Annotated in this window: 22 protein-coding genes; 7 read left to right on the top strand and 15 right to left on the bottom strand. The window is 62.2% G+C overall.

What is annotated here, in order from left to right:
- The first annotated feature begins 77 nt into the window (after positions 1-77).
- Complete coding sequence (locus GO014_RS10530; RefSeq protein WP_116587307.1) at positions 78-368, top strand: 4a-hydroxytetrahydrobiopterin dehydratase; 291 nt, start codon at positions 78-80, stop codon at positions 366-368.
- Between the two features lie 56 nt (positions 369-424).
- Here the strand turns inward: GO014_RS10530 and GO014_RS10525 are convergent, their stop codons facing one another.
- The 3 genes from GO014_RS10525 to GO014_RS10515 are packed head-to-tail and all read right to left on the bottom strand — an operon-like array spanning position 425 to position 6,229.
- Positions 425-3,859 (bottom strand): error-prone DNA polymerase, encoded by a 3,435-nt coding sequence (locus tag GO014_RS10525; protein ID WP_157290272.1) that lies wholly within the window; start codon positions 3,857-3,859, stop codon positions 425-427.
- The gene (locus GO014_RS10520; RefSeq protein WP_157290271.1) at positions 3,856-5,535 is read right to left on the bottom strand and encodes a Y-family DNA polymerase; all 1,680 of its coding nucleotides are present in this window, start codon (positions 5,533-5,535) and stop codon (positions 3,856-3,858) included. Before GO014_RS10520 ends, GO014_RS10525 begins: the two co-directional genes overlap by 4 nt.
- Positions 5,420-6,229, bottom strand: a complete 810-nt coding sequence (locus GO014_RS10515) for an ImuA family protein (RefSeq protein ID WP_157290270.1) — start codon at positions 6,227-6,229, stop codon at positions 5,420-5,422. The genes GO014_RS10520 and GO014_RS10515 overlap by 116 nt, the downstream gene beginning before the upstream one ends.
- A 230-nt stretch (positions 6,230-6,459) precedes the next feature.
- Between GO014_RS10515 and GO014_RS10510 the strand changes: the two genes are divergently transcribed.
- The gene (locus tag GO014_RS10510; RefSeq protein WP_157290269.1) at positions 6,460-6,915 is read left to right on the top strand and encodes a tellurite resistance TerB family protein; all 456 of its coding nucleotides are present in this window, start codon (positions 6,460-6,462) and stop codon (positions 6,913-6,915) included.
- A gap of 11 nt (positions 6,916-6,926) precedes the next feature.
- Here the strand turns inward: GO014_RS10510 and GO014_RS10505 are convergent, their stop codons facing one another.
- The gene (locus GO014_RS10505; protein ID WP_157290268.1) at positions 6,927-7,496 is read right to left on the bottom strand and encodes a hypothetical protein; all 570 of its coding nucleotides are present in this window, start codon (positions 7,494-7,496) and stop codon (positions 6,927-6,929) included.
- A gap of 96 nt (positions 7,497-7,592) precedes the next feature.
- On the opposite strand from GO014_RS10505, the gene GO014_RS10500 reads away from it, so the two are divergent.
- Positions 7,593-8,042, top strand: coding sequence for a universal stress protein (locus tag GO014_RS10500; protein WP_157290267.1), 450 nt, complete (start codon positions 7,593-7,595; stop codon positions 8,040-8,042).
- A gap of 109 nt (positions 8,043-8,151) precedes the next feature.
- Complete coding sequence (ppa, locus tag GO014_RS10495; protein WP_116587314.1) at positions 8,152-8,682, top strand: inorganic diphosphatase; 531 nt, start codon at positions 8,152-8,154, stop codon at positions 8,680-8,682.
- A gap of 40 nt (positions 8,683-8,722) precedes the next feature.
- Here ppa and GO014_RS10490 read toward each other — a convergent pair whose 3' ends face one another.
- The 11 genes from GO014_RS10490 to GO014_RS10440 form a co-directional block, all read right to left on the bottom strand.
- Positions 8,723-9,517 carry an ion transporter gene (locus GO014_RS10490; RefSeq protein WP_157290266.1) on the bottom strand — a complete coding sequence of 265 codons (795 nt, stop codon included), beginning with the start codon at positions 9,515-9,517 and terminating at the stop codon, positions 8,723-8,725.
- 785 nt (positions 9,518-10,302) lie between these two features.
- Positions 10,303-12,444: a sodium-translocating pyrophosphatase gene (locus GO014_RS10485; RefSeq protein ID WP_157290265.1), complete on the bottom strand. Its 2,142-nt coding sequence runs from the start codon at positions 12,442-12,444 to the stop codon at positions 10,303-10,305.
- Positions 12,445-12,604: 160 nt separating this feature from the next.
- Positions 12,605-12,916 carry a DUF167 family protein gene (locus GO014_RS10480; RefSeq protein WP_157290376.1) on the bottom strand — a complete coding sequence of 104 codons (312 nt, stop codon included), beginning with the start codon at positions 12,914-12,916 and terminating at the stop codon, positions 12,605-12,607.
- A gap of 15 nt (positions 12,917-12,931) precedes the next feature.
- Positions 12,932-13,234, bottom strand: a complete 303-nt coding sequence (locus tag GO014_RS10475) for a YggT family protein (protein WP_104892834.1) — start codon at positions 13,232-13,234, stop codon at positions 12,932-12,934.
- Positions 13,235-13,544: 310 nt separating this feature from the next.
- Entirely contained in the window at positions 13,545-14,153 is a 609-nt protein-coding gene (locus GO014_RS10470) for a DedA family protein (RefSeq protein ID WP_116587382.1), read from the bottom strand.
- A gap of 138 nt (positions 14,154-14,291) precedes the next feature.
- Positions 14,292-16,106, bottom strand: coding sequence for a translational GTPase TypA (gene typA / locus GO014_RS10465; RefSeq protein ID WP_157290375.1), 1,815 nt, complete (start codon positions 16,104-16,106; stop codon positions 14,292-14,294).
- A gap of 268 nt (positions 16,107-16,374) precedes the next feature.
- A complete protein-coding gene (locus tag GO014_RS10460) occupies positions 16,375-16,758 on the bottom strand; it encodes a VOC family protein (RefSeq protein WP_157290264.1) in 384 nt (127 codons plus the stop codon).
- Positions 16,755-17,150, bottom strand: coding sequence for a VOC family protein (locus tag GO014_RS10455; protein WP_157290263.1), 396 nt, complete (start codon positions 17,148-17,150; stop codon positions 16,755-16,757). Before GO014_RS10455 ends, GO014_RS10460 begins: the two co-directional genes overlap by 4 nt.
- Before the next feature lie 48 nt (positions 17,151-17,198).
- Positions 17,199-17,792, bottom strand: a complete 594-nt coding sequence (locus GO014_RS10450; RefSeq protein WP_157290262.1) for an RNA polymerase sigma factor — start codon at positions 17,790-17,792, stop codon at positions 17,199-17,201.
- A gap of 49 nt (positions 17,793-17,841) precedes the next feature.
- On the bottom strand, positions 17,842-19,968 hold the full coding sequence (locus GO014_RS10445; RefSeq protein ID WP_157290261.1) for a sensor domain-containing protein: 2,127 nt from the start codon (positions 19,966-19,968) through the stop codon (positions 17,842-17,844).
- Between the two features lie 136 nt (positions 19,969-20,104).
- Positions 20,105-21,328, bottom strand: coding sequence for an argininosuccinate synthase (locus GO014_RS10440; protein WP_116587376.1), 1,224 nt, complete (start codon positions 21,326-21,328; stop codon positions 20,105-20,107).
- Between the two features lie 127 nt (positions 21,329-21,455).
- On the opposite strand from GO014_RS10440, the gene GO014_RS10435 reads away from it, so the two are divergent.
- The 3 genes from GO014_RS10435 (at position 21,456) to GO014_RS10425 (ending at position 23,821) form a co-directional block, all read left to right on the top strand.
- Positions 21,456-21,920 carry an Lrp/AsnC family transcriptional regulator gene (locus GO014_RS10435; RefSeq protein ID WP_116587375.1) on the top strand — a complete coding sequence of 155 codons (465 nt, stop codon included), beginning with the start codon at positions 21,456-21,458 and terminating at the stop codon, positions 21,918-21,920.
- 74 nt (positions 21,921-21,994) lie between these two features.
- The gene (locus GO014_RS10430) at positions 21,995-23,077 is read left to right on the top strand and encodes a serine hydrolase domain-containing protein (protein WP_157290260.1); all 1,083 of its coding nucleotides are present in this window, start codon (positions 21,995-21,997) and stop codon (positions 23,075-23,077) included.
- Positions 23,078-23,173: 96 nt separating this feature from the next.
- On the top strand, positions 23,174-23,821 hold the full coding sequence (locus GO014_RS10425) for a LysE family translocator (RefSeq protein WP_116587373.1): 648 nt from the start codon (positions 23,174-23,176) through the stop codon (positions 23,819-23,821).

Genomic DNA, 23,821 nt, shown 5'->3' with positions numbered 1-23,821 from the left:
TGGACCGGCCAGTAGCGCCGGAGCCTTATTGCGCCTTCATGCGTTGGTCAGGCACGCATCAGTGATCGGAGGCCATTATGGTCGAAAAACTCTCCCCCGCAGCGCGGGAAGCGGCACTGGCATCGCTGGGCGACTGGTCTTATGAACCAGCGCAGGACGCGATTGGCCGCGCCTTCAAGTTCAAGGATTTCTCGGAGGCCTTCGCCTTCATGGCCAGGGTGGCGTTGCTGGCTGAAAAGGCCGGGCATCATCCCGACTGGTCCAATGTCTATAACAAGGTATCGATCCACCTCTCGACCCATGACGCCGGGGGTTTGAGCGAAAAGGACATTGCCCTTGCCAACCAGATCGACGCGCTGCTCGCCTGAGCGTTTCCACACTTCACTAAATTACTGAATTGCTCTGGGTCGTAACTGGCCCTGACTTAATGGAAATTGCGCCCGCCCGGCAGGGCCGAATAGGCTCTGCGGCGCGCCATCTCCTCTTCCCGGTTCACCTGCCGGTTGCGGCTCTGGCTGCCCGGCGGTCCGGATTTGCCTTCATCGGCGCGGGCCACCACCGCATCGCCAATATCCTTGCCATGGGACAGATCGAGCAGATGCGGGGTCAGATCCTCCATGTCCTGGGCAATGACATGAATGACCCCCTGTTCGGACTGCACCTTGCCGCGCACTGCCAGCATGCGACTCGACAGCAGCACCTTGCGCAGCCGCTCATCCTCGAACAGCTTGGGCCAGACCACGATATTGGCCACCCCGGTTTCGTCCTCGAGCGTGGCGAAAATCACCCCGCTGGCCGTGCCGGGCCGCTGACGCACCAGCACCAGCCCAGCCACCTCCACCACGATATCATTGGCGACATGAGCAAGGTTTGCCGCTCGCGTGGTACCGCGCGCCATCAGCATGGGCCGGAGGAACTGCACCGGATGACCCTTGAGCGAAAGCGAAAGCGTCGCATAGTCGTGGATCACCTCTTCGCCCGGCGCCATCAGCGGCAGCCCGGCCGGCTCTTCCTGAGCCGGTGCCACCGCCGGTTCGGCCGCAAACAGTGGCAGGGTTTCGGCTCCATAAGTGCCCACCAGCCCCTTGACCGCCCACAACGCTTCGCGCCGGTTGAGCCCGAGTGACGCAAAGGCATCGGCCCGCGCCAGTTTTTCAAGGCTGGCCACCGGCACCCCAGTGCGCAGCCAGAGGTCGCGCACCGAGCTATAGCCGTCCTGGCGCTGCTCCACGATGCGCAGCGCATCCTTTTCTGCCAGCCCTTCGACCTGCCGGAGCCCCAGCCGTAGGGCCTTTTTTGTCCAGATATGTGCTGCCATTTGTGCATGCCGCGGCCACAGATGCGCGCCCGCATCCCAGCCACCCTCTTCGAGCGTACTGTCATAGGTCGAGCAATTGATATCGGGCGGGCGGGTCTCCACGCCATGCTCGGTCGCGTCGCGCACCAATTGGCTGGGCGCATAAAACCCCATGGGCTGCGAATTGAGCAGGGCGCAGGCAAAGACATCGGGATAATGGCATTTCAGCCAGCACGAGGCATAGACCAGAAGGGCAAAACTGGCCGCATGGCTTTCGGGAAAGCCATATTCGGCAAAGCCCTGGATCTGGGCAAAGCTCTGTTTGGCAAATTCGGGCGTATAACCATTGCCGATCATGCCGCCGATGAAATCATCGGCAAACTGGGCCAGCTTGCCGGTGCGTTGCCAGGCCGCCATGGCCCGGCGCAACTGATCGGCCTTGCCGGGCGAAAAGCCGGCCCCGACAATGGCAATCTGCATCGCCTGTTCCTGGAACAGCGGCACGCCCAGCGTGCGATGCAGCACCGCTTCGAGTTCGGGACTGGGGTATTCGACCTTGTCGATGCCCTGCCGGCGCCGGAGATAGGGATGCACCATATTGCCCTGGATCGGCCCCGGCCGGACAATGGCCACCTCGATCACCAGGTCGTAGAACACTTCCGGCCGCAAGCGCGGCAGCATGGACATCTGCGCCCGGCTCTCGATCTGGAACACCCCGATCGTGTCGGCGCGATGGGTCATTTCATAGACTGGCCGCGCCCGCTCCGGAAAATCGAACTCCTCATTCTGCAGTTCGGCCAGCGTCACCTTGTGCCCGTAATGGGTGTCCATCAGCTCGAAGGCACGCCTGAGACAGGTCAGCATGCCCAGGGCCAGGATATCGACCTTGAGGATCTTGAGCGCGTCGATATCGTCCTTGTTCCATTCGATGATCGTGCGGCTGTCCATCGCCGTCTTGCCGATCGGCACCAGTGTTTCGAGGCTGTCCCGAGTGATGACGAACCCGCCCACATGCTGGGAGAGGTGGCGCGGAAAGCCGCGCAAAACCTTGACCACCTCGAACATCTGCGCCAGCACCGGATCGTCGGGATTAAGCCCAAGCCCTGCAACGCTTTTCAGATCCACCCCCGACCCCCAGCCCCAATGGAGCTGGTTGAAGGCGCTGATCGTATCCTCGGAAACGCCGAACACCTTGGCGGTTTCCCGAATGGCGCTCTTGGAGCGATAGGTGATGACATTGGCGGTGAGCCCCGTCCGCCGCCCCCCATATTTCTGGTAGATATATTGCATCACCTCCTCGCGCCGCTCATGCTCGAAATCGACATCGATATCGGGCGGCTCGTCGCGTTCGGTGGAGATGAAGCGGCCAAACACCAGATTGGCCTTGCGCGGATCCACCTCGGTGATTTCCAGGCAATAGCAGACCGTGGAATTGGCCGCCGAGCCACGTCCCTGGCACAGAATGCCTTTTTCATGCCGGGCGAATTGCACGATGTCGTGCACGGTCAGGAAATAGGCGGCATAGCCCTTATAGGCGATCAGGCACAGCTCGGTCCAAAGCACCTTCTTGAGTGCATCGCTGAGGCCACCGGGAAAGCGCTTGGCCGCACCCGCCCAGGTCAATCGCTCCAACGTCTGCTGCGCGGTTTCACCATTGCCCACGGTTTCTTCAGGATAGTTGTATTCGAGCTGATCGAGCGAAAAGCCGATCCGGGCGATGAAGGCCTGGGTCTGGGTAAGGGCGTCGCGATGTTCGGCAAACAGCCGCGCCATTTCCTGCGGGCTTTTCAAATGCCGTTCGGCATTGACCGACAGGGCCAGCCCCGCATCTTCCAAGGTCAAGTGTTCGCGAATGCAGGTGACCACATCGAGCACCATGTGCCGATCCGGTTCGTGATAGGCTACCTCATTGCTGGCGATCATCCGGGCGCCATGCCGCCGCGCCAGCGCATACACGCGGTTGAGCCGGGCGCGGTCGCCGCCATCGAAGCGGGCGACACCGGCCACCCAGACCCGGCCGGGTGCCTCTTGCACCAGGCGTTCAAGGGTGCGCTCCGTCAGGCCCCAATCCCCCTCCTGGGGGGTCAGGATGAACAACTGCCCTTCGGCATAGCTGTCATGGCCATGTGCCGGACCGGTGCTGGCAAACAGGTCGTGAAACCCGATCTCGGGGGCGCCCTTCTCGCCACGCTTATTGCCCAGGGTCAAAAGCCTGCACAGCCGCCCATAAGCCGCCCGGTCGGTGGGATAGGCGATAATATCGGGCGTGCCATCGGCAAAGCACAGGCGCACCCCAACCAGATAGCGGAAAGCAGGGTTGATCTGCTTATTGTCCCGCGCCGTCACATAGCCGCGCACCACCCCGGCAAAGCTGTTGCGGTCGCACAGCCCCAGCGCCGCCATGCCCATATGCATGGCACTCGCTACCAGTTCTTCAGGATGCGAGCCCGAGCGCAGGAAGGAAAAATTGCTGGTGGTGATCAGCTCGGCATAGCCCGGAACCGCGGCCCTGGGCAGGGTCGAAGGGGCGTGGTCGGGCCGGAGCTGGATGATCTGGCTCATGGGAAAACCCCATGCAGATACCACACCGGGTGCACCGCGCCGCCATAGAGCCCCAGGCGGAACACCCAAAACCGGTGTCCGTCTCCGTCCTCGACAATGTAATAGTCCCGCATCCCCGTCATCGGATCGAACAGCGGCAGATCGGGCGTGTAAGGCAGCAGCTTGGGCGTTTCGCCCGGCGCGGGCGGTTTGGGCCGCTCGGCCGGAACCAGCTTGAGCCGCTCGCCGCTGCGCCACCATTCCGCGCTGATCCGCTCGGGGCCTGCGGCCTTGACCAGGCGATAACGCTGTCGCCGCCAGATCATCGCGGCCGGCAGCCCATCGGGCACTTCGGCGCTGATGGCCACGGGCTCGGGCTGCGGCAGCAGGCGCAATGGCCGGTCGTGCCCCCCCTCTCCGGCGGACGTTATCTGGGCCTGCTGGGCCAGGGCCGGCACCAGCCGCGCCGCCCGTTCCGGAATATGGCTGGCCACCAGTTCGGTCTTGAGCACGCTCAGCGGCCCCAGCCGGCTTGCCAGCCTGTCGGTCAACTGCTCGATATCTTTTGCACCATTGTCGGTTTCGAACACCCCGGCCTGGCCGGGCTCGAGCCGGTCGAGCGAGGCGGCGCCCAGCCGCACCAGATCGATGCCAAAACCGGGATCGTAATTTTCCTGTTCCAGCCGCTGGGCACGATGCCGGAACAGGCTTGCAATATGCCCCGCATCACGCGTCAGCCGGGCGGCATTGAGCGAAAGGGTCATCACCTTGTGGTCGACCCGATAGAGAAACAGGTGAAAGCCCTGCCCCCCGAGCCCTTCGGCTTCGAGCAACTGCGAGAGATCCTGCGCCAGCCCCTCCATGGTCAGCAATACATCCTCGAGCGTGGAGATGGGCTCGAAGAATTTGCGCTCCACGAAATGATCGGCCGGCGGCAAGCGGGGCGTCATGCGCTCTTCGATGAGCCCATAGGCCTGGTCGAGCCGCAGGATCAGCGAGGCACCGAACCGCGCCTGCATGGGTTTTCGCGGGCGGGACCGCAGGGCGCCAATGCGCGTCAGCCCCATCTGGGTGAGCAGGCTGATCTGCTTTTCATCGAGCCGCAGGGCGGCAACCGGCAGCTTGTCGAGCGCATCGCTCAACTGCTCGGGACCAATGATTCCGCTCGACCCGAAATGGCTTTGGGCCCAGGCCGCGCCAATGGTCGGGGCAATGGCGCCCGCAACGCTATAGCCAAGCGCCCGCAGCCGGCCCAGCACCATGCGCAGCATGGCCGCCTCGCCACCGAACAGATGCGCCACTCCGGTAATGTCGAGGACCAGATCGCCAAACGGCGCCTTGTCCTGCAACACGCCGACCAGCGGGCTGGCATTGGAATGCCAGTCGGCAAATTCGGCAAAGGCGGAAGCCAGAAAAGCGGTATCCTGTTCGAGGACGGTCAGGCCAGGCAGCAGGGCGCGGGCATCGGCAAGAGCCTGCCCGAGCCGCAGGCCCGCTACCTGCGCCTGCTGATCCAGCGCCACCAGCCGCAGCCCGCCCTTGATCTTTTCATAAAGCGCCAGCGGCGCCTTAAGGCCGGGATCAACCCGTTTGAGATATTGGGTCGCCCAATAGGGCAGATAGAGGCAGAGAAACCGGCGCTCCGGGATGAGGCTGACGGGTTTTGCCAGTCCGGTCTGGGAGGGATTTGAACGCATTTCCTGTCCACTCCAATATCCATTCGCGTGTGTTTTGGCCGGTATTGCCCCTTTCGAGTGTGAGGCCCCAGCGGGCCGGTCCGGGTGCCCGGTCATCGAACGGCTTGCGCCCCGACCGGTGCGGCGCCAGATGCCAGCGCAGATGCGCCGCACTGGCCGGCCTGTCCGCGCCATAGCGCAACAGGAACAGCGATGTGCCGCTTTCCGCCGTGCGCAGGCTAAGGCGCCTGCTGGCGGTGAAATCGAGCCGCTCGGGCGCTCCGCCGATATCAGCGACGATGCCGGCAACCGCCCGGCAGGCCAGCGCTTCCTCGGCAACCCAAAGCAGATCCTGCATGTCACTGGCCCGCACGATGACAAGCTGGGCCGGATCCAGCCCGAAGGATGACAGCCCCGGCCCATAGGGCAGGCCGAAGAATTGCGCATCGGCGGCAAGCTGCAGATAGAGCACCGCCAGCCGCTTCGGGGTGAACAGAGTGCGGACCTGCCCCAGTGCAAACCCCAGGCTTGCCCCGCCATTGCGCACCGCATCGGTGCACACATCCTGCAGCAACCCGCCCGGCAGACACGGAAAACCGTCCGCCGCCCCGTCAAAGGCGCGCGCCCGCATCTCGGCCAGGGCCGGCTTGCGCTCGATATTGGCAATGGTATCCCGCAGCGCGGCAAGGCGCTGTTGGCGGTTCTGAGGCTGCATGGTGCTATGGCTAGATGAACAAAACAGGAACATTTAGACTCCGAATCTTTCCGGAGTCGAGTCCCTTTTGCCTTTCCGGGTGTGGCGAGGCTGCATCACCCCGGTCAAGACCGCGTGAGAGCCCCGACAATCCCATTGAGCCGGCACCTCATATGGCTAAGTCTCAGTCTGTCCGCCTCCCGGCGCGCAGCAACCCGCCTTATTCCACCCCCCGAGGAAGGCTGACCGCCATGTTCGAGGCCCTGACCCGTCTGTTCGCAAAGCCCGAAGCGCCTGCCGATCTGCACGATCCCAAGCTGGCCGTCGCGGCCCTGCTGGTGCATCTGGCCGCAGTTGACGGCTCCATTCACGAGAACGAACGCTCAGCCATTCGCGGCGCCCTGATGGATCATTATGATCTGGATGAAGCCGCCGTCGACAGATTGGTGCGCGAAGCCCAGAAGCGCGATGCCGAGGCAGTGGACTTCTACAAATTCACCAGCGGTCTTATCCAGCTCGACATGGACGATCGCATCGAGATCATCCGCATGATGTGGACCGTGGTGTTTGCCGACCGGCAGAACCACGAGCTGGAAGACAATATGGTCTGGCGCATTGCCGAACTGATCGGCGTCTCCAGCCGCGACCGCACCATTCTGCGCAACCAGATCCGCGGCAAAACCGCCGAGGCCACCGAAGAGGGCTAACCGCCCCGGACCTAATAGGCCCCGAACGCCCCGATGATCTCGATCTCGTCGGTCATGCAGTCAAAATCACCAGCCTTGTCGGCCGCTTCCCGCGCCAGCTCGTTGGCGTTGGCGTTGGCGCGCGCATCGACATAGGCGATATGGCAATTATTGCCCTCTGCGATCTGGCTGACCACCAGCACCTGTCCATAGTCCTCGCCGGTTTCGGGATGGGCGGTGTGGTAGCGCACGATGGTGGCGATGGGGAACCAGCGGCCAAGCGCGTTGGACAGCCGCCATTCCAGCTTTGCGCCCAGATAATTGAATGGCGGTAGCGTCTGGAACCCGACGCCGTTCTCATCGGGCTCAAAGCCATAGCTGAGCGAAAACCGCAGATCGCCCTCCTGCACCATCAGCGGATAGCCTTTGTAGCCCGGACAGGCCCAGCTCGCGCCAAAATCATCAGCCTCCAGGATCAGGCAGTCATCCAGGTTGAGATCGGTATAGGCGCTGGTGAAGCCGGACTGGGCCAGGGCCGGCGACACGGTCAGCGCCACCAGCAAGGCGGGCACGACAAAATTACGGATGACAGGCAGGGCCATTGAGCTAGTCTCCTGATTGAGAACATCTGGGCATGATCGAAATCAAATCACCGCCATGATGACCCTGCTATAATAACAGGACAAGGAGACGGCATCATGTACAAGAACCTGCTGATTGCAACGGACGGATCCGAGCTTGGTGACAAGGCCCTCGACGCCGCCCTTGACCTGGCACGGCAGAACGGCGCCAGCCTCATCATCCTCACCGCCACCGACCCGGTCGCCACTGGCATCGGATCGGGCGGGTTCGGCACAATAGATGCTGGCCCCATCCTGGCGCGGCTTGAAGAAGCCTATGCCACCGAAGCCGCCGATCTGCTCGCTGCCGCCCGTCACAAGGCCCAGGAAGCCGGCATTGCCGCCGAGACCCTGCACCTGCCGCGTCACAGGCCCGCCGATGGCATTCTCGAAACCGTGTCGGAAAAGGGCTGCGACCTGATCGTCATGGGCTCGCATGGCCGACGCGGGCTCAACCGGCTGCTACTGGGCAGCCAGGCCGCCGAGGTACTGGCGCGCGCCGCTGTTCCCGTGCTGATCGTGAAATAAAACCCCGGTCCGGTTGGTCAATGCGGCGGATTAGTCCCTTGCCTTTGGGAGCCATTATGGGCAGAACCTGCCCGCAACACCCTCCCTCCTCTCGGCAAGTGTAGAAGCTATGAATATCGACGCGATCCCCACCGGCAAGAACCCGCCCGACGAGCTCAACGTCATCATCGAAGTGCCGCTGGGCGGCGAGCCGATCAAGTATGAGATCGACAAGGATTCGGGCGCGCTGTTCGTCGACCGTTTCCTCTATACGCCGATGCGCTATCCGGGCAATTACGGCTTCGTGCCCCACACCCTGTGCGGCGACGGCGACCCGCTCGACGTGATCGTGATGAATTCGCGCCCGCTGGTACCCGGCGCCGTGGTGCGCAGCCGGCCGGTCGGCGTGCTGTTCATGGAAGACGATGGCGGCCAGGACGAGAAGATCATCGCCGTGCCGGTGTCCAAGCTCACCCGCATGTATGACGGCATTGCCGACATTGGCGATCTGCCCGAAATCCAGCTTGAACGGGTCAAGCACTTCTTCACCCACTACAAGGATCTCGAGCCCGGCAAATGGGCCCGAATCGACCGCATCGGCGGCATCGAGGAAGCCCGCAAGGTGATCCTCGATAGCATCGATATGGCCAAGAAGGCCTGATCGAAGACCTCTTCAAAAGGCGGCCTCCGGGCCGCCTTTTTCATGACCGGTCGATCTGTTTGCGCAGGGCCGTCACCTCTTCGCGCAGGGCCCGGATTTCCGAGAGCATCAGCGCAGAATCTTCATGCAGCGTTTGCCGGTCCGCCGTTGCGGTGGCCTCGGTTTCCTCCTGCATGGCCGCCACGATCACACCGATGAACAGGTTCAGGACCGCATAGGTCGAGAGCAGGATGAAGGGCACGAAGAACATCCAGGCATAGGGATAGGCCTCCATCACCGGCCGCACGATGCCCATCGACCAGCTCTCCAGCGTCATCACCTGGAACAGCGTATAGAGCGAAGCGCCCAAGTGCCCGAACCAGTCGGGAAAGGTATCGCCGAACAGATTGGTCGCCATCACCGCTGCCACATAGAACAGCATGGCCATCAGGACGACGATGGAACTCATGCCCGGCAGCGCTGCGATCAGCCCGCCCACCACGCGCCGCAGCGCGGGCATCACCGAGATCAGCCGCAGGACGCGCAATATGCGCAGCGCGCGCAGCACCTGGAACGGTCCGGCCGCCGGAATAAGCGCGATCGCCACCACGGCAAAATCGAACAGGCTCCAGGGATCGCGGAAAAAGCGTGGCCCGAAGGCGAAGATGCGCAAGGCAATCTCGACGACGAAGATCCCCAGGATCACCGTATCGACAATATGCAGCAACGGCCCATAGGCCGCCATGATGCCCGGCTCTGTCTCTAGCCCGAGAATGATCGAATTGATCACGATGACGGCAATGATCGTTTGTTCCCAACGCCGGGAAGAAAGGAGCGCAACAAGCCTTTGACGCATGACGGGTGAACCTCCGAAACCTTCGCTCAGGCAGAATCCAGCGCGCCGGATTCGTCAAGGGGCTGCAGTCGAACCACGCCCGCCCGACCCGGCCCCGGCCAGCACGACACCCCGGTCGACCCTGAGGCCACCGGCTTTGCGTTGAATGGACGTGTCCCGAGGCGCGTGCGTCTCAGTAAAACTAAGTAATAGAGACGTCGCCGCCTCGGAACGCCGGGTTTCTCCTGCGCATCGTTGTCCCTTTTGATCGCTCGTCGCAAGGTGACCGACCCGCAGGCAGGTCCTGGAGCGACCCAGCACCCAACCGGCTCCCCCCGCAAAAGTTCGCTGCAGTCCGTCCGCCGCGGGAGTGATGGGGCGATTATGGGGAATGATGGAGGGGCGGGGATTATTTTTATGCGGGTTGGTCTTGCATTGGCATCAGCCATGAGGCGCGCCCGGTGCGGGGCCTACTCAGCTCGCGCGCCGGACAGCCCTGCTATGCCCGCTTGGCGTAGACCTGCACCACGTTGCCCTTGGGCGTCCCCTCGCAGCGCACCAGCTCCGGCCGCGTGGTCGGAAACTGCTCGAGGTCTAGTGTCAAAAGTTGCCGTCGGCGATGACCTCCGGGTGTCCTGCTTGATCCCGCAGCTCCAACACACACCAGCCTTCACCTCCGCCTTGAAGGGGGAGGTGTTGCACCGAGTCTGCCTATTGCAAGAGGCTAGCAAAAAACCCGGAGCTTTCGCCCCGGGCCTTCTTCATTCCAGTCCATACTGACAAGCTCACCATGAGGTTGCGTCTGGTCACCCCAGATGCGCCAGCACCGCGAGCAAGAGCAGCGCGACGATATTGGTGATCTTGATCATCGGGTTGACGGCGGGGCCCGCCGTGTCCTTGTAGGGGTCGCCGACGGTGTCGCCGGTGACCGAGGCCTTGTGGGCGTCGGACCCCTTGTGGTGGGTGACGCCGTGGCTGTCAGTGAAGCCGTCCTCAAAGCTCTTCTTGGCATTGTCCCAGGCGCCGCCCCCGGCCGTCATCGAGATGGCAACGAACAGCCCGGTGACGATCACGCCCATCAGCATGGCGCCCACGGCCGAGAAACCAGCGGCGGGGCCGGCGATCCACTTGATGACGAAGAAGACGACGATGGGCGAAAGCACCGGCAGCAGGCTCGGCACGATCATTTCCTTGATCGCCGCCTTGGTCAGCATGTCGACGGCCCGGCCATAATCGGGCTTGTCGGTGCCCGCCATGATGCCCGGCTTTTCCTTGAACTGGCGGCGCACTTCCACCACCACGGATTGGGCTGCGCGGCCCACCGCCGTCATGCTCATGCCGCCGAACAGGAACGGCAGCAGGCCACCGAACAACAGACCCACAACGACATAGGGGTCGGCCAGCGAGAAGCTCAGATTGCCCATGCCCTGGAAGATGGCCGGGGCATCTTCGAGCCCGGCAAAATAGATCAGGTCCTGGGTATAGGCAGCGAACAGCACCAGCGCGCCGAGGCCCGCCGAGCCAATGGCATAGCCCTTGGTGACGGCCTTGGTGGTATTGCCCACCGCATCGAGCGCATCGGTATTCTGGCGCACCTCCTTGTCGAGGCCGGCCATTTCGGCGATGCCACCGGCATTGTCGGTGACCGGACCGAAGGCGTCGAGCGCAACGATGATGCCGGCCAAAGCCAGCATGGTCGCCACCGCCACGGCAATGCCGAAGAGCCCGGCAAGCGAATAGGTGACGATGATGCCGGCAATAATGGTCAGCGCCGGCAGGGCAGTGGATTCCAGCGAGACGGCCAAGCCCTGGATGACATTGGTGCCGTGCCCGGTGACCGAGGCTTCGGCGATGGAATTGACCGGGCGGCGATTGGTGCCGGTATAATATTCGGTAATGACGATAATCAGGCCGGTAATGACCAGGCCCACCACGCCGCACCAGAACAGGCTCCAGGGGGTGAAGGTCTTGCTGGTGGTCTCGATAACGACATTCATGTCGCCGAACATCAGCCAGAGCACCGGCAGCAGCGCCACCAGCGAGAGCACGCCGGTGGCGATAACGCCCTTGTAGAGCGCGCCCATGATGTTGTTGTCCGAGCCGAGCTTGACGAAATAGGCGCCGATGATCGAGGTGACGACGCAAGCGCCGCCAATGGCCAGCGGCAGCACCATGCCGATCAGCCGGAACTGCTCGGGCAGGATGATGGCTGCCAAGACCATGGTGGCAACGATGGTAACGACATAGGTTTCGAACAGATCCGCGGCCATGCCGGCGCAATCTCCGACATTGTCGCCCACATTGTCGGCGATGGTGGCAGGGTTGCGTGGGTCATCCTCGGGAATGCCGGCCTCGACCTTGCCCACCATGTCGCCACCGACATCGGCACCCTTGGTGAAGATGCCGCCGCCCAGACGGGCAAAGATGGAGATCAGTGACGCGCCGAAGCCCAGGGCCACCAGCGCATCGATGACGGTGCGGCTGGTGGGCTCGAACCCCATGCCGGTCAGTATCATGAAATAGAGTGTGACGCCGAGAAGGCCCAGCCCTGCCACCAGCATGCCGGTGACGGCGCCGGACTTGAAGGCCAGGTCCAGCCCCTTGGCCAGCGAGCCGACGGCGGCCTGGGCGACGCGCACATTGGCCCGGACCGACACATTCATGCCGATGAAACCGGCCGCGCCGGAAAGCACCGCACCGATCAGGAAGCCGATTGCGGCATAAATGCCGAGAAGGAAATAGGCGGCGATCAGGATGACCACGCCGACAATGGCGATGGTGGTATATTGGCGTTTGAGATAGGCCGAAGCGCCTTCACGCACGGCCGCCGAGATTTCCTGCATGCGCGCCGACCCCGCATCGGCCTTGAGCAGGCCTTGAGTGGTCACCACGCCATAGACGATAGACAGGCCGCCGCACACAACGATCAGCCAAAGTGCCAGATCCATAAGAAGTCCCTCGAAAATTTCTCCTCCGAGGGCCCGCGCTGGCACCGGCCGGGTCTTTTGCCCGGTCCAATCCCCGCCCTCCATCGGGCCCCCTCTGAAAGGGGAGCTTAGCGGGAATAATGCGTTAAGCAATGGGAGTTGCGATGTTTTGTCGCAAGCGCTAGCGCGCGAGCGTCAAAGCGCGGGCGACGAGATCGTCGGCGCAACCGGAGACGGACACGGTCTTGAGCCGGCCGGTGTCGCCGCTGACCAGCGCAATCGAGGATTTGGGCACGCCCAGCGCCTTGGCGATCAGCGCCATGACGGCGGCATTGGCGCGGCCCTTGTCGGGCACGGCCGAGACGCGGACGCGCAAGACCACAGAGCCATCAGCGCGCGCCTGACTGCCCTCAATGGCGTCGCGCCCGGCATTGGGCGTGACGCGGAGGAACAGCAGCAGGCCGCTATCCGTCTGCCGGGCAAAGCCGGGCAACTCGGCCAAACGAGGCTAGATGCCGGCGCGGATAACCGCCGGATAGATGTAATAGCCGATGATCGACTGGATGAAGAAGATCAGGAGGAAGGCGATCAGCGGCGACAGGTCGAGGCCCGAGAAATTGGGCATGAAGCGCCGGATGGGCTTGAGCACCGGATCGGTGAGCTGGTTGAGAACCTGCCAGACCGTGGCTACGAACTGGTTGCGCGTGTTGATGACATTGAACGAGATCAGCCAGCTCATGATGATCATGATGAGCAGCACCCACCAATAGAGCTGCAGCAGGATCAGAATGATGTCGAGCACGGCGCGCATGGGCGTCTCCGGTAAGGCGTTGGCAAACGCGGCTGAAAAACGGTTCGATTTATCTAGTGGCTGCCGGCGCCGGGGGCAAGGCCGGGCCGCTCGAAGCATTGGGGCATCACATCAATAACGCGATGCGATGCCCCGAATGACTTTGGACCTGGTACGCAGAACTCTTCTATCCAGGCCCCTGTACAAGTGCACAAAACGTGCCAGTTCGCGGGGCCCGGAAAACCGGGGTGGAAGATTAAACGACTGTAAATATTTGCATTTTGCGGGGATCTGGCCCGTTGCAAATTGCAAGGGCCTTGCAAAACGCGACTTATTCAGCGGCGCGGGCCGGCTTCCAGGTGACGACCCGGAAGACATAGATCAGCACCACCGCGGCGAGCACGATGTAGCTCAGCGGATCGAGCACCACTTCGATCATTTCGTAATGCTCATGCAGGATATAGCCTGCAAGGGTGAGGAAGATGTTCCAGATCAGCGCCCCGGCAGTGGAGGCCAGCAGGAACAGCGGCAGCGGCATGGCCGCCAGCCCAGCCGGGATCGAGATCAGCGTGCGGATGATCGGCATCAGGCGGCCGAACAGCACGATGATCGGGCCGAAGCGGCGGAAGAACGCCACGGCGGTGTCGATCTCGTCGGCATTCATGGTCAGCAGCCGCCCATACCGGTCGGCGAGCCATCTGACGCGATTAAGGCCAAACAGCCGTCCGGCAAAATACCAGGGCAGCATGCCCGCCACTGCCCCGAAGGTGGCAGCGGCCAGAACGCCAAACAGGTTGAGATCCCCATTTGCGGCAGCAAAGCCGGCAAAGGGAATGATCAGCTCGGAGGGGATGGGCGGAAAGATCGATTCGGCCAGCATGACCAGAACAATGCCGACATATCCGAAATCGGTAATGATCTGGATGATCCAGTCAGTCATGTTTCCCCGCAATGTGCTCGATGTCGCCCCGGCGAAAGCCGGGGCCCATCTTGAGGTCTACACACCCATCCTGAACGTAGCGTTATCTCTGGATGGATCCCGGCTTTCGCCGGGATGACAGCAGGGTGTGTTTGGAAATCAGGCCGACTTGGCAGCGCGGCTCATGCGCTTGCGATCGTTGGGGTCGAGCCAGATCTTGCGCAGGCGGATCGACTTGGGCGTCACCTCGACATACTCGTCTTCGGCGATATAGCCCAGGCTCTGTTCCAGCGTCAGCTTCTTGGGCGTAGTCAGGCGCACCGCCTCGTCCTTGGACTGGGTGCGGATATTGGTGAGCTGCTTGCCCTTGAGCGCGTTGACCTCGAGATCGTTCTCGCGGTTGTGCTCGCCAATGATCATGCCTTCATAGATGTCGACGCCGGCGTCGATCAGCATCGAGCCGCGGTCTTCCAGGTTCCACAGCGCATAGGCGACCGACTGGCCGGTGCCGTTGGAAATCAGCACACCGGTGCGGCGGCCTGGAAGGTCGCCCTTGAATGGCACGAAGGAGTGGAACAGGCGGTTGAAGATCGCCGTGCCACGAGTGTCCGAGAGCAGCTCGGGCTGATAGCCGATCAGCGAGCGGGTGGGGACTAGGAGCTGGATACGGGTGCGGCCGACGCCCGAGGGGCGCATGTCGGTCAACTCGCCCTTGCGCTCGGTCAGCTTTTGCACCACGGCGCCGGTAAACTCGTCATCAACGTCGATGATGACTTCCTCGACCGGCTCCATGCGCTGGCCGTTCTCTTCCTTGAACAGCACCTTGGGGCGACCAATGGTGAGCTCGAAGCCTTCGCGGCGCATGTTTTCGATCAACACGGCGAGCTGAAGTTCGCCGCGGCCGGCAACGTCATAACTGTCATTGTCGTCGCCCGGGGTCACCTTGATGGCGACATTGCCTTCGGCTTCACGGAACAGGCGCTCGCGGATGACGCGCGATTGCACCTTGTCGCCTTCGCGGCCGGCCAGCGGGCCGTCATTGATGCGGAAGGTCACCGACAGGGTCGGAGGATCGATCGGCTTGGCAGCGATCGGCGTGCTCACCGAAGTCGCGCAGATCGTATCGGCCACGGTCGAGGTGACGAGGCCCGCGATGGAGACGATATCGCCGGCGTCGCCCTGATCCACCGGGGTGCGTTCAAGGCCACGGAATGCCAGAACCTTGGAAACGCGGCCTTTTTCGACTTCCTTGCCCTCGCGATTGAGGGTGTGGATGGGGTCGTTGGCCTTGACCGAGCCCGAGGTGATGCGGCCGGTCAGGATGCGGCCCAGGAACGGGTTGCGCTCAATGGTGGTCACCAGCATGCGGAAGGCGCCTTCCTCGACGACCGGCTCGGGCACGTGTTCCACGACCTTGTCGAGCAGCGGCGCCAGGGTTTCCTTGGGGCCGGCAGGATCTTCGGCCATCCAGCCCTGCTTGGCCGAACCATACAGCACGGGGAAATCGAGCTGCTCGGGCGTGGCGTCGAGCGCGATGAACAGGTCGAAGATTTCTTCGAGCACTTCCAGGTGCCGCTCATCGGACTTGTCGATCTTGTTGATCGCCACGATGGGCCTGAGGCCCTGGGCGAGCGCCTTGCCGAGCACGAACTTGGTCTGCGGCATCGGGCCTTCGGCGGCGTCCACCAGGATCACCACGCCGTCGACCATGGAGAGAATGCGTTCCACCTCGCCACCGAAATCGGCGTGGCCGGGTGTGTCCACGATATTGATGCGGGTCTCGTTCCAGGTCAGCGAGGTGACCTTGGCCAGGATGGTGATGCCGCGCTCGCGCTCGATATCATTGCTGTCCATGGCGCGTTCTTCAACGCGCTCGTTTTCGCGGAACGAACCGGACTGCTTGAGCAGCACGTCGATCAGCGTGGTCTTGCCATGGTCAACGTGAGCGATGATGGCGATATTGCGCAGGGACATATGTGGATCAGGCCTCTTTGGCATGATCCCAATACCTTGGGCCGCGATAGAGGGCGGCGACAAAACGGCTGAACCATGCAGGAATAAACACGGCACCCGGTCCGGAAGGAACCCGGTTTGGGCGCATTTGGCGCTGCCTTACAGCAGAACGGTGTTTTCCACAAGCGCAGGAGACGCAGGGCGGGGTTGCGAATCGATGGCGCGGTGCCGGATTGGCCCCTCACCGCCCCCCCAGAGAGGAGGCGAGGCAAGGCCAATCCGGCCCCTATTACTTCAACGATCGCGGCAATTCGCCCGCTTGCCAGAGCCCAAGACCAAAGCCATCAGGGTCCAGAAAGTCGGCGCTCCAGCCGCCCGGCGCCTCGGAAACCGGGGTGACGATATTGACGCCCTGCCGGGCCAGTTCGGCGACCACATCGTCGATCCCGCCTTCATCGAGGTCGAAGACGATGGCGGGGGTGTCGCCACGCTTGCCCTCCATCTGGAAGAAGATCAGGTCCGGACCATTCTCGATCTGCGCCTGCAGCCAGAACGGCTCGGCCCCCTCCTGCCGCTCGAGCTGGAGCCCAAGCGTCTGGTTGTAGAAGGTCTCGGTGCGGGCGATGTCGCTGACATAAAAGACGATGCTGACATTTTTTGGTTTCAGTTTCATTGCGCTGTCTCCTTGCGCGTAAGCGGCTTGTCGCGTGGTTGGTAAAGACCCATGGGGTGCCCGTCCGGATCCAGAAAGGCCGCGCCCTTGCCATCGGGTGCATCGCCGACCGGCGAAACAATGGTGGCGCCGTAATCGGCCAGGGCGGCCACGACATCGGCAATACCGCCTTCGGCCAGGGTGAAGGTCACGAGTGGACTGCTGCCCGGTCGCGGCTGGCCAGGCATGACACTGATGCTGAAATCAGCACTGAGCCGGGCAAACAGGAAGGGGCCTGCGCCCGCGTCGCGCCGCTCGAAGGCTATGCCCAGCACATCCGCATAGAAGCGGGCGCTGCGCTCGAGATCAGTGGCGTGGTAAACGAGGCAGGCCTCGGATGGTTTGAAGAGCATATTGGCGTCCTCTGGATTGGCGACAGCAATTGTGCTGCCGATACCCGCCTATTGCCGCGGTGTGCCGCTTTGTGAGCGCCGCACCACAAATAAATGTCCGTCCGGATCGTGGCTGGCGAAACTGCCGCCATGGCGAAGCAGCGCCGGCAGCAGCACATCCCGAATGCGGCCATAGGCCAGATCCAGATGCAGCCCGCTCAATTCCTCCGGTGCCGCCAGTCCCCTGGCCACCAGATGGCGCTTGAGGGCGCTGATCCGCTGGCGCAGCGCAGTGTCGGGCAGGTTGAGCAAATAGGCGATCTCGCGCCGGTTATGACCGGTCAGCACCAGAGCCGCGACAACCCTGAGGGCCTTGGGCAGATCGGCCAGCACCTCGGCGGGAGCCGCGCCTGGGCTGGCGGGCTCGGCGCGACCGGCTTCGTGCCAAAGCCCATCGCGATGCCGCCGCCGCCGCGCCGCCCGTGCGCTCATGCGCGCCTTGTTGCGCACAACCCCGCTCAACCAGCGCAGGTTGGCCTGGTCATCGAGATCGGCCCGGCCCTGTTCGATGGCCACGAGAAGCGCGTCCTGCACCACATCCTCAGCCTGCATCGCGCCGGCTTCGCGGCGGGCAATGGCAATCAGCTTGGCAAAATTCTGCATTGGCATAAGCCAGAGATTGCCAGCCTGCCCCGACCGCGACAAGCGCGGTTTACGACGCCTTGCGGCTGGCCAATGCCTTGGCCGCCTCCGAATGCAACAGATTGGCCAGGGCTGCCGGGTGCAGGGGCGGGGAGAACAGGAAGCCCTGTACCTCTGAGGCGCCATGTTCGCGCACCATGGCCAATTGCTCCTCGGTCTCCACGCCTTCAGCGGTGGTCGACATGCCCAACGACTGCCCCAGGCCAATAACGGCCTTGATGATGGCCTGGCTGTCGGCGCGGGTGGTCAGATCAGCCATGAAGCTGCGGTCGATCTTGATCTTGTCGAACGGGAAGCTGCGCAGATAGCTCAGCGAGGAATAGCCGGTGCCGAAATCGTCCAGCGAGACCCGCACTCCCATGGACCGCAATTCGTGCAGGGCATCAGTGGTGCTTTCACTCTCAGTCAGTAGCAGACTTTCGGTGATTTCGAGCTCCAACCGGGTTGGTTCGAGCCCGGCGGCCAGCAAGGCCGACTTGACCTGCCCCACCAGATCCTTGTGCCGAAATTGCACTGGTGAGAGATTGACCGCCACCCGAACATCGCCTGGCCAAGTGGCAGCGGCTCTACAGGCCTCGTGCAGTACCCATTCCCCAATTGGCACAATCAGGCCGGTTTCCTCGGCCACCGGGACGAATTCTGTTGGCGAAATGGTTCGATCGTCATGGTCCCAGCGCAGCAGCGCCTCGACACAATTGACGCGGTTTTCCTCCAGCCCCAGCAGCGGCTGGAACATCAGGCGCAATTCCTCGCGCTGCATGGCCATGCGCAGGCCTGCCTCGATCGAGCGGCGTTGCTGGAGCTTGGCATCCATGCCGGCTTCAAAGAAGTGATAGGTGGAGCGCCCTTCGGACTTGGCCTTGTAGAGCGCCAGGTCGGCATTCTTGACCAGTTGATCGGTGCTGGTGCCATCGCCCGGCCCCACGGCAATGCCCACCGAGGCGCCGATCTCGATCTGCTGGCCACCAATATTCATCGGGGCGCGCATGGCCTTGACGATCCGGTCTGCCACCTTGGCCGCCAGATCGCTCCCCTCGACCGGCCGGAGCAGCAGGGCGAATTCGTCGCCGCCCAGCCGCGCAAGCAGGTCGGTTTCCCGCGTCGTGCCCCAGAGGCGGACCGCCGCCTGCTTGATCACCTCGTCGCCGACGGCATGGCCCAGCGTGTCGTTGACCGCCTTGAAATGATCGAGGTCAATATAGAGCACGGCAGCCTTTTCACCGCGATTGAGCCCGGCTTCCACCCGCGCCATCTGTTCGAGAAACTCGATGCGGTTGGGCAGGTCGGTCAGCGCGTCATGCCGCGCCAGATGCTGGATGCGGGCCTCGGCCTGGCGCTGCTCGGTAATGTCCTCATGGGTGGACACCCAGCCGCCATCCTTCATCGGATGGTGCTGCATCAGAATGGTGCGGCCATTGAGTTCATGGATATTCTTGCCGTATTCGCGCCGGGCGATCACCTCGCGGCGCCAGGCAATATAGTCATCCTTGGTGCCGCCGGTGGACATGCCTTCATCGAACAGATGGCTCAGAATGTCCTCAAGCTGACTGCCGGGCTTGAGCAGATGGATGGGTAGATTGTAGATGCGCGCATAGGGCTCGTTGCAGATGACCAGCCGCCCGCGCGCATCCATCATGCACAGGCCAATCGAGATATTGTTGACCGCCGCGTCCAGGCGGATGTTCTGCCGCTCCAGTTCCAGCTTGCGCTTCTGCTGGCTTTCGGAGCGGGCGATTTCGTCGGTGATATCTTCATGGGTCACCACCCAGCCCAGCTTTTCCGAATAGACATGAGCGGTTTCGATAATGCGGCCGCCATGCACCAATTCCTGCGCCTTGTGCCGCGCGCCACTGCGATTGGCCAAGAGTTCGCTGGTATAGTGTTCGTAGAAGGCTTCGGGGCCCTGGCCAGGATGATTGCCCAGCCTTGCCGAGAGATGCACCACGTCCTCGAGTGTCATGCCGCGATAAATGGCATCCTTGGAGAAGCCGTAGAAATCGCGATAGTGCTCGTTCCACATGACGAGGCGGAACTGCGGCGACCAGACACAAAAGCCATAGGGAATGCTCTCCAGCGCCGCATCGAGCAGCAGAGTGTCGGCCACATCCCCAGTGCTACCGGCGTCATCTGAGCGCATCGAACCCCCCGTCCAAAAGTCAATCCGCGACGCTGGCGAAAAACTAGTCACCGTCGCTTAACGGGGAATTAAATAGGCATGTTCGAATGAAAATTGCCGAACTGGCGGGTACGCAAAGCACCCGCCAGCTTGTGGTTCAGCCCCGCGCCTTGGCGTTGCGGGCGGCCCAGGTCTTCAGGCGCAGGCCGTTGAGGCGGATGAAGCCCTCGGCGTCTTTGTGATCATAGGCCACAGCGCCTTCCTCGAAGGTCACCAGATCCTCCGAATAAAGGCTGTGAGGCGAGGTGCGCGCCACCACATTGGCCGACCCCTTGTAGAGCTTGACGGTGACTTCACCGGTGACGAATTGCTGGCTCTTGTCGATCAATGCCTGCAGCATTTCGCGCTCGGGCGAGTACCAGAAGCCGTTGTAGATCAGCTCGGCATATTTGGGCATGAGCTCATCTTTCAGATGCGCCTCGCCCCGATCGAGGGTGATCGACTCGATGCCGCGATGCGCCACAAGCAGGATGGTGCCGCCTGGCGTCTCATAAAGTCCGCGCGACTTCATGCCAACGAAGCGGTTTTCCACCAGATCAAGCCGGCCGATGCCATGCTTGCCGCCCAGCTCGTTAAGCTTGGTCAGCAGGGTTGCCGGGGAAAGCTTTTCGCCATTGATCGAGACCGCATCGCCCTTCTCAAAGCCGATGGTAATGGTCTCGGGGGTGTCGGGAGCCTTCTCCGGATCGACTGTTCGCTGCGGCACATAGTCGGGGAAGGGCACGGCGGGGTCTTCGAGAACCATGCCTTCTGAGGACGTGTGCAACAGATTGGCGTCGACCGAGAACGGCGCTTCGCCGCGCTTGTCCTTGGCAATCGGGATCTGGTGCTTTTCGGCATAGTTGAGCAGCGCGGTGCGCGAGCGCAGATCCCACTCCCGCCAGGGCGCGATGACCTTGATGGAGGGGTCGAGCGCATTGGCGGTCAGTTCAAACCGCACCTGGTCATTGCCCTTGCCCGTGGCGCCGTGAGCGATGGCGTCTGCGCCGGTCTCCTGCGCGATTTCAATCAGCCGCTTGGAAATCAGCGGTCGGGCAATCGAGGTACCGAGCAGATAGACACCTTCATAAACGGCATTGGCGCGGAACATGGGGAATACGAAATCGCGCACGAATTCCTCGCGCAGATCCTCGATGCGGATGTCCTTGATGCCGAACATTTCGGCCTTCTTGCGCGCCGGCTCCAGCTCTTCGCCCTGGCCCAGATCGGCGGTGAAGGTCACCACTTCGCAATTATAGGTTTCCTGCAGCCATTTCAGGATGATGGAGGTGTCCAGCCCCCCCGAATAGGCCAGCACGACTTTCTTGATCTCATTCGCCATGATGTGTTCCCCAAGGATCTAATGGTGAAAGGATACGCTCGAAATCGCGCAATGAACTTGCTATCATCGCGGCGATTGCGCAGTTTGTGGCACATCGTGCCAACTGTGAATATCTGTAGGGCGGAAAATGCCAGAAACGCTTGACGCCATTGACCGCCGGATCCTCAGAGCATTGCAGCGCAATGGCCGCATGTCCAATGTCGAGCTGGCCAATGCGGTGGGCCTGTCCCCCTCGCCCTGCCTGAGGCGGGTCAAGCTGCTCGAGGAAAAAGGCGTCATCGACCAATATGTGGCGGTGCTCAATGGTCCCAAGCTGGGGCTGGGGCTAACGGTCTTTGCCCGCATCTGGTTCAAGACCCAGCATGCCGAAACCACCAATTTGTTTGCCGAGACGGTGCGAAACTATCCTGAAGTAGTGGAATGCTATCTTACCACCGGGGAGTGCGACGCAATTCTGCGCATCGTCACCACGGACCTGCACGCCTATTGGCGCTTTCAGTCCGACCATCTGATGCGCATCCCTTCCGTCCAGTCGGTCAAGACCGACGTCCCGATGGAGACGATCAAGGCCGGTCGGGAATTGCCGATCTAGCCGCACTGGCCAGCCTACGACTTTGATGCAATGGTCGCCCATTGCCCATCGCTCACCGCCGGACCCCCGCCGACATGCCCCAAACTGCCGTCGCTCGTGCTTTCCTGCTGTCGCTTCTGCTCGTCGTATCCCCATTGGCCGCAACGGCGAACGAAACTGCGCTCGGCAGGATAGCGCAGGAAGCACTCGACACCTTCCTCGCCACAGAAGGCATTGACGGCGGGGTGCTGGCGATACGCGACGGGGAAACGGATATGGTGCTGGCATCCGGGATTGCCGAACGCTCAACGCAGCGCCCCGTCACGGCCCTCACCAGCTTTTACGCTGCTTCCGCAGGCAAGATGGCCGTGGCAGCGGCCATTCTTGCTTATGTCGAAGACGGCATATTGGACCTGGACGCATCGGTCTGGCCGCTGATTTCGGACCTGCCCGATATCACTCAACTGGCCAATGCAGATGTTGTGACCCTGCGGCAATTGCTCGACCATACCTCAGGTCTGCCCGACTACCTTGATGATGCCTTTTTTGAGGACAGCCTTGATGATCCCACCAAAGTGTTTACGCCTGCGGATGCGCTGCACTATGTCTACGGCATAGATCCCGATTTTCCGCCGGACGAAGGCTTTGAATACTCCAACACCAACTACGTCTTGCTCGGCCACATTCTCGAGAAAGTCGCAGGCTCGCTTGAGGCTGCCCTTGAAACCAAGGTCTTCTCCAAGGCCGGCATGAGGCAAACGTCGGTGGGGCGACCCACAGACACTTCGGTTGCGGCGCATGGCTATAGCGCAGGCCTGGACATGTCGGAGCTGGCCTGGGCCAGCGCATTGGCCGATGGCCCGTTGACGATGACTGCCGGCGACCTTGCCCAGTTTCTTGACACCCTGTTTGTCCGCAAATCCATACTTGGCCCCGAGAGCCTTCGGGACATGACGTCAGGATCGGGGCAAGAAGAAACCTATGGACTTGGCATGGGGTTGGAAGAGGACGCATTCGGCCCCTGGTATGGCCATAGTGGCGGCTATGATGGATTTGAGTCCGACACGCGTCATTACCCCCAAACGGGAACGACCTTGGTGATCATGATCAACGGCAACCAGCAGAGCGAGGAAACGTTCCTCGACACGATTGCGGCCGCCTACTTTAACGCGCAATAGCCCATGTTGTGGCGTAATCCTCCGGATTCATGCCCAACCTGCCTTTCATGAGGGCGCGAACTCTGCCATTTTCCGCGCCAACAGAACGAGCTCGCCATGCCCGCTTTCATCCCCGACCTGCCCGTCATTCTTGCCTTTGCCCTGGCCGCCTTTGTGCTCGCCGTCACGCCCGGGCCAGACATGGCGCTGTTCGTCTCGCGCACCATGAATTGGGGCCGAAGCCATGGCTATGCCACCGTACTGGGCGCCATTACCGGCATCGGCATTCACACCATGCTGGTGGCTTTCGGCATCTCGGTGCTGATCGTAACGGCGCCGGCCGCCTTCTGGGTGCTGAAAATTGTCGGCGCGCTCTATCTGGTTTGGCTCGCCATCCAGGCTATTCGGGACGGCGGGGGCATGCTGGTGGTCAAACAGGCCGGCAAGCAACCGAGTTGGCGGAAATCCTATCTTACCGGCCTCGGGATCAACTTGACCAATCCCAAGATCGCCCTGTTTTTCGTAACCTTCCTGCCCCAATTCGTCTCGGCCGCCGACCCCCACGCTGCCGGCAAGCTGCTGTTTCTGGGGTTCGAGTTCGTCGTGGTGTCCATCCCCGTCGTCATTGCCATCGTGCTGTTCGCCGAATGGCTGACCCGGACGCTGAAGGAAAATGCCTGGGTCGGCAAAGCCCTCAACTGGAGCTTTGCCGCCGTCTTCATGGCCTTTGCCGCAACCATTCTTCTCGCTGAAGGACGGAAGTGA

Origin of the sequence: Devosia marina, assembly GCF_009758415.1 — a bacterium.
GTDB classification, from domain to species: Bacteria; Pseudomonadota; Alphaproteobacteria; order Rhizobiales; family Devosiaceae; genus Devosia; species Devosia marina.
The sequence above is the reverse complement of the archived record's forward strand: the minus strand, read 5'-3'. Positions and strand labels throughout refer to the sequence as shown.

Excerpts from the sequence above, each read along its gene's own strand:
- GO014_RS10530 (WP_116587307.1), top strand. The coding sequence starts at position 78 with ATGGTCGAAAAACTCTCCCCCGCAGCGCGGGAAGCGGCACTGGCATCG.
- GO014_RS10435 (WP_116587375.1), top strand. The coding sequence starts at position 21,456 with ATGCCAGAAACGCTTGACGCCATTGACCGCCGGATCCTCAGAGCATTG.
- GO014_RS10425 (WP_116587373.1), top strand. The coding sequence starts at position 23,174 with ATGCCCGCTTTCATCCCCGACCTGCCCGTCATTCTTGCCTTTGCCCTG.
- GO014_RS10470 (WP_116587382.1), bottom strand. The coding sequence starts at position 14,153 with ATGACTGACTGGATCATCCAGATCATTACCGATTTCGGATATGTCGGC.
- GO014_RS10430 (WP_157290260.1), top strand. The coding sequence starts at position 21,995 with ATGCCCCAAACTGCCGTCGCTCGTGCTTTCCTGCTGTCGCTTCTGCTC.
- ppa (WP_116587314.1), top strand. The coding sequence starts at position 8,152 with ATGAATATCGACGCGATCCCCACCGGCAAGAACCCGCCCGACGAGCTC.
- GO014_RS10520 (WP_157290271.1), bottom strand. The coding sequence starts at position 5,535 with ATGCGTTCAAATCCCTCCCAGACCGGACTGGCAAAACCCGTCAGCCTC.
- GO014_RS10490 (WP_157290266.1), bottom strand. The coding sequence starts at position 9,517 with ATGCGTCAAAGGCTTGTTGCGCTCCTTTCTTCCCGGCGTTGGGAACAA.
- GO014_RS10515 (WP_157290270.1), bottom strand. The coding sequence starts at position 6,229 with ATGCAGCCTCAGAACCGCCAACAGCGCCTTGCCGCGCTGCGGGATACC.
- GO014_RS10450 (WP_157290262.1), bottom strand. The coding sequence starts at position 17,792 with ATGCAGAATTTTGCCAAGCTGATTGCCATTGCCCGCCGCGAAGCCGGC.
- GO014_RS10500 (WP_157290267.1), top strand. The coding sequence starts at position 7,593 with ATGTACAAGAACCTGCTGATTGCAACGGACGGATCCGAGCTTGGTGAC.
- GO014_RS10460 (WP_157290264.1), bottom strand. The coding sequence starts at position 16,758 with ATGAAACTGAAACCAAAAAATGTCAGCATCGTCTTTTATGTCAGCGAC.
- GO014_RS10510 (WP_157290269.1), top strand. The coding sequence starts at position 6,460 with ATGTTCGAGGCCCTGACCCGTCTGTTCGCAAAGCCCGAAGCGCCTGCC.
- GO014_RS10475 (WP_104892834.1), bottom strand. The coding sequence starts at position 13,234 with ATGCGCGCCGTGCTCGACATCATTCTGATCCTGCTGCAGCTCTATTGG.
- GO014_RS10485 (WP_157290265.1), bottom strand. The coding sequence starts at position 12,444 with ATGGATCTGGCACTTTGGCTGATCGTTGTGTGCGGCGGCCTGTCTATC.
- typA (WP_157290375.1), bottom strand. The coding sequence starts at position 16,106 with ATGTCCCTGCGCAATATCGCCATCATCGCTCACGTTGACCATGGCAAG.
- GO014_RS10505 (WP_157290268.1), bottom strand. The coding sequence starts at position 7,496 with ATGGCCCTGCCTGTCATCCGTAATTTTGTCGTGCCCGCCTTGCTGGTG.
- GO014_RS10445 (WP_157290261.1), bottom strand. The coding sequence starts at position 19,968 with ATGCGCTCAGATGACGCCGGTAGCACTGGGGATGTGGCCGACACTCTG.
- GO014_RS10440 (WP_116587376.1), bottom strand. The coding sequence starts at position 21,328 with ATGGCGAATGAGATCAAGAAAGTCGTGCTGGCCTATTCGGGGGGGCTG.
- GO014_RS10455 (WP_157290263.1), bottom strand. The coding sequence starts at position 17,150 with ATGCTCTTCAAACCATCCGAGGCCTGCCTCGTTTACCACGCCACTGAT.
- GO014_RS10525 (WP_157290272.1), bottom strand. The coding sequence starts at position 3,859 with ATGAGCCAGATCATCCAGCTCCGGCCCGACCACGCCCCTTCGACCCTG.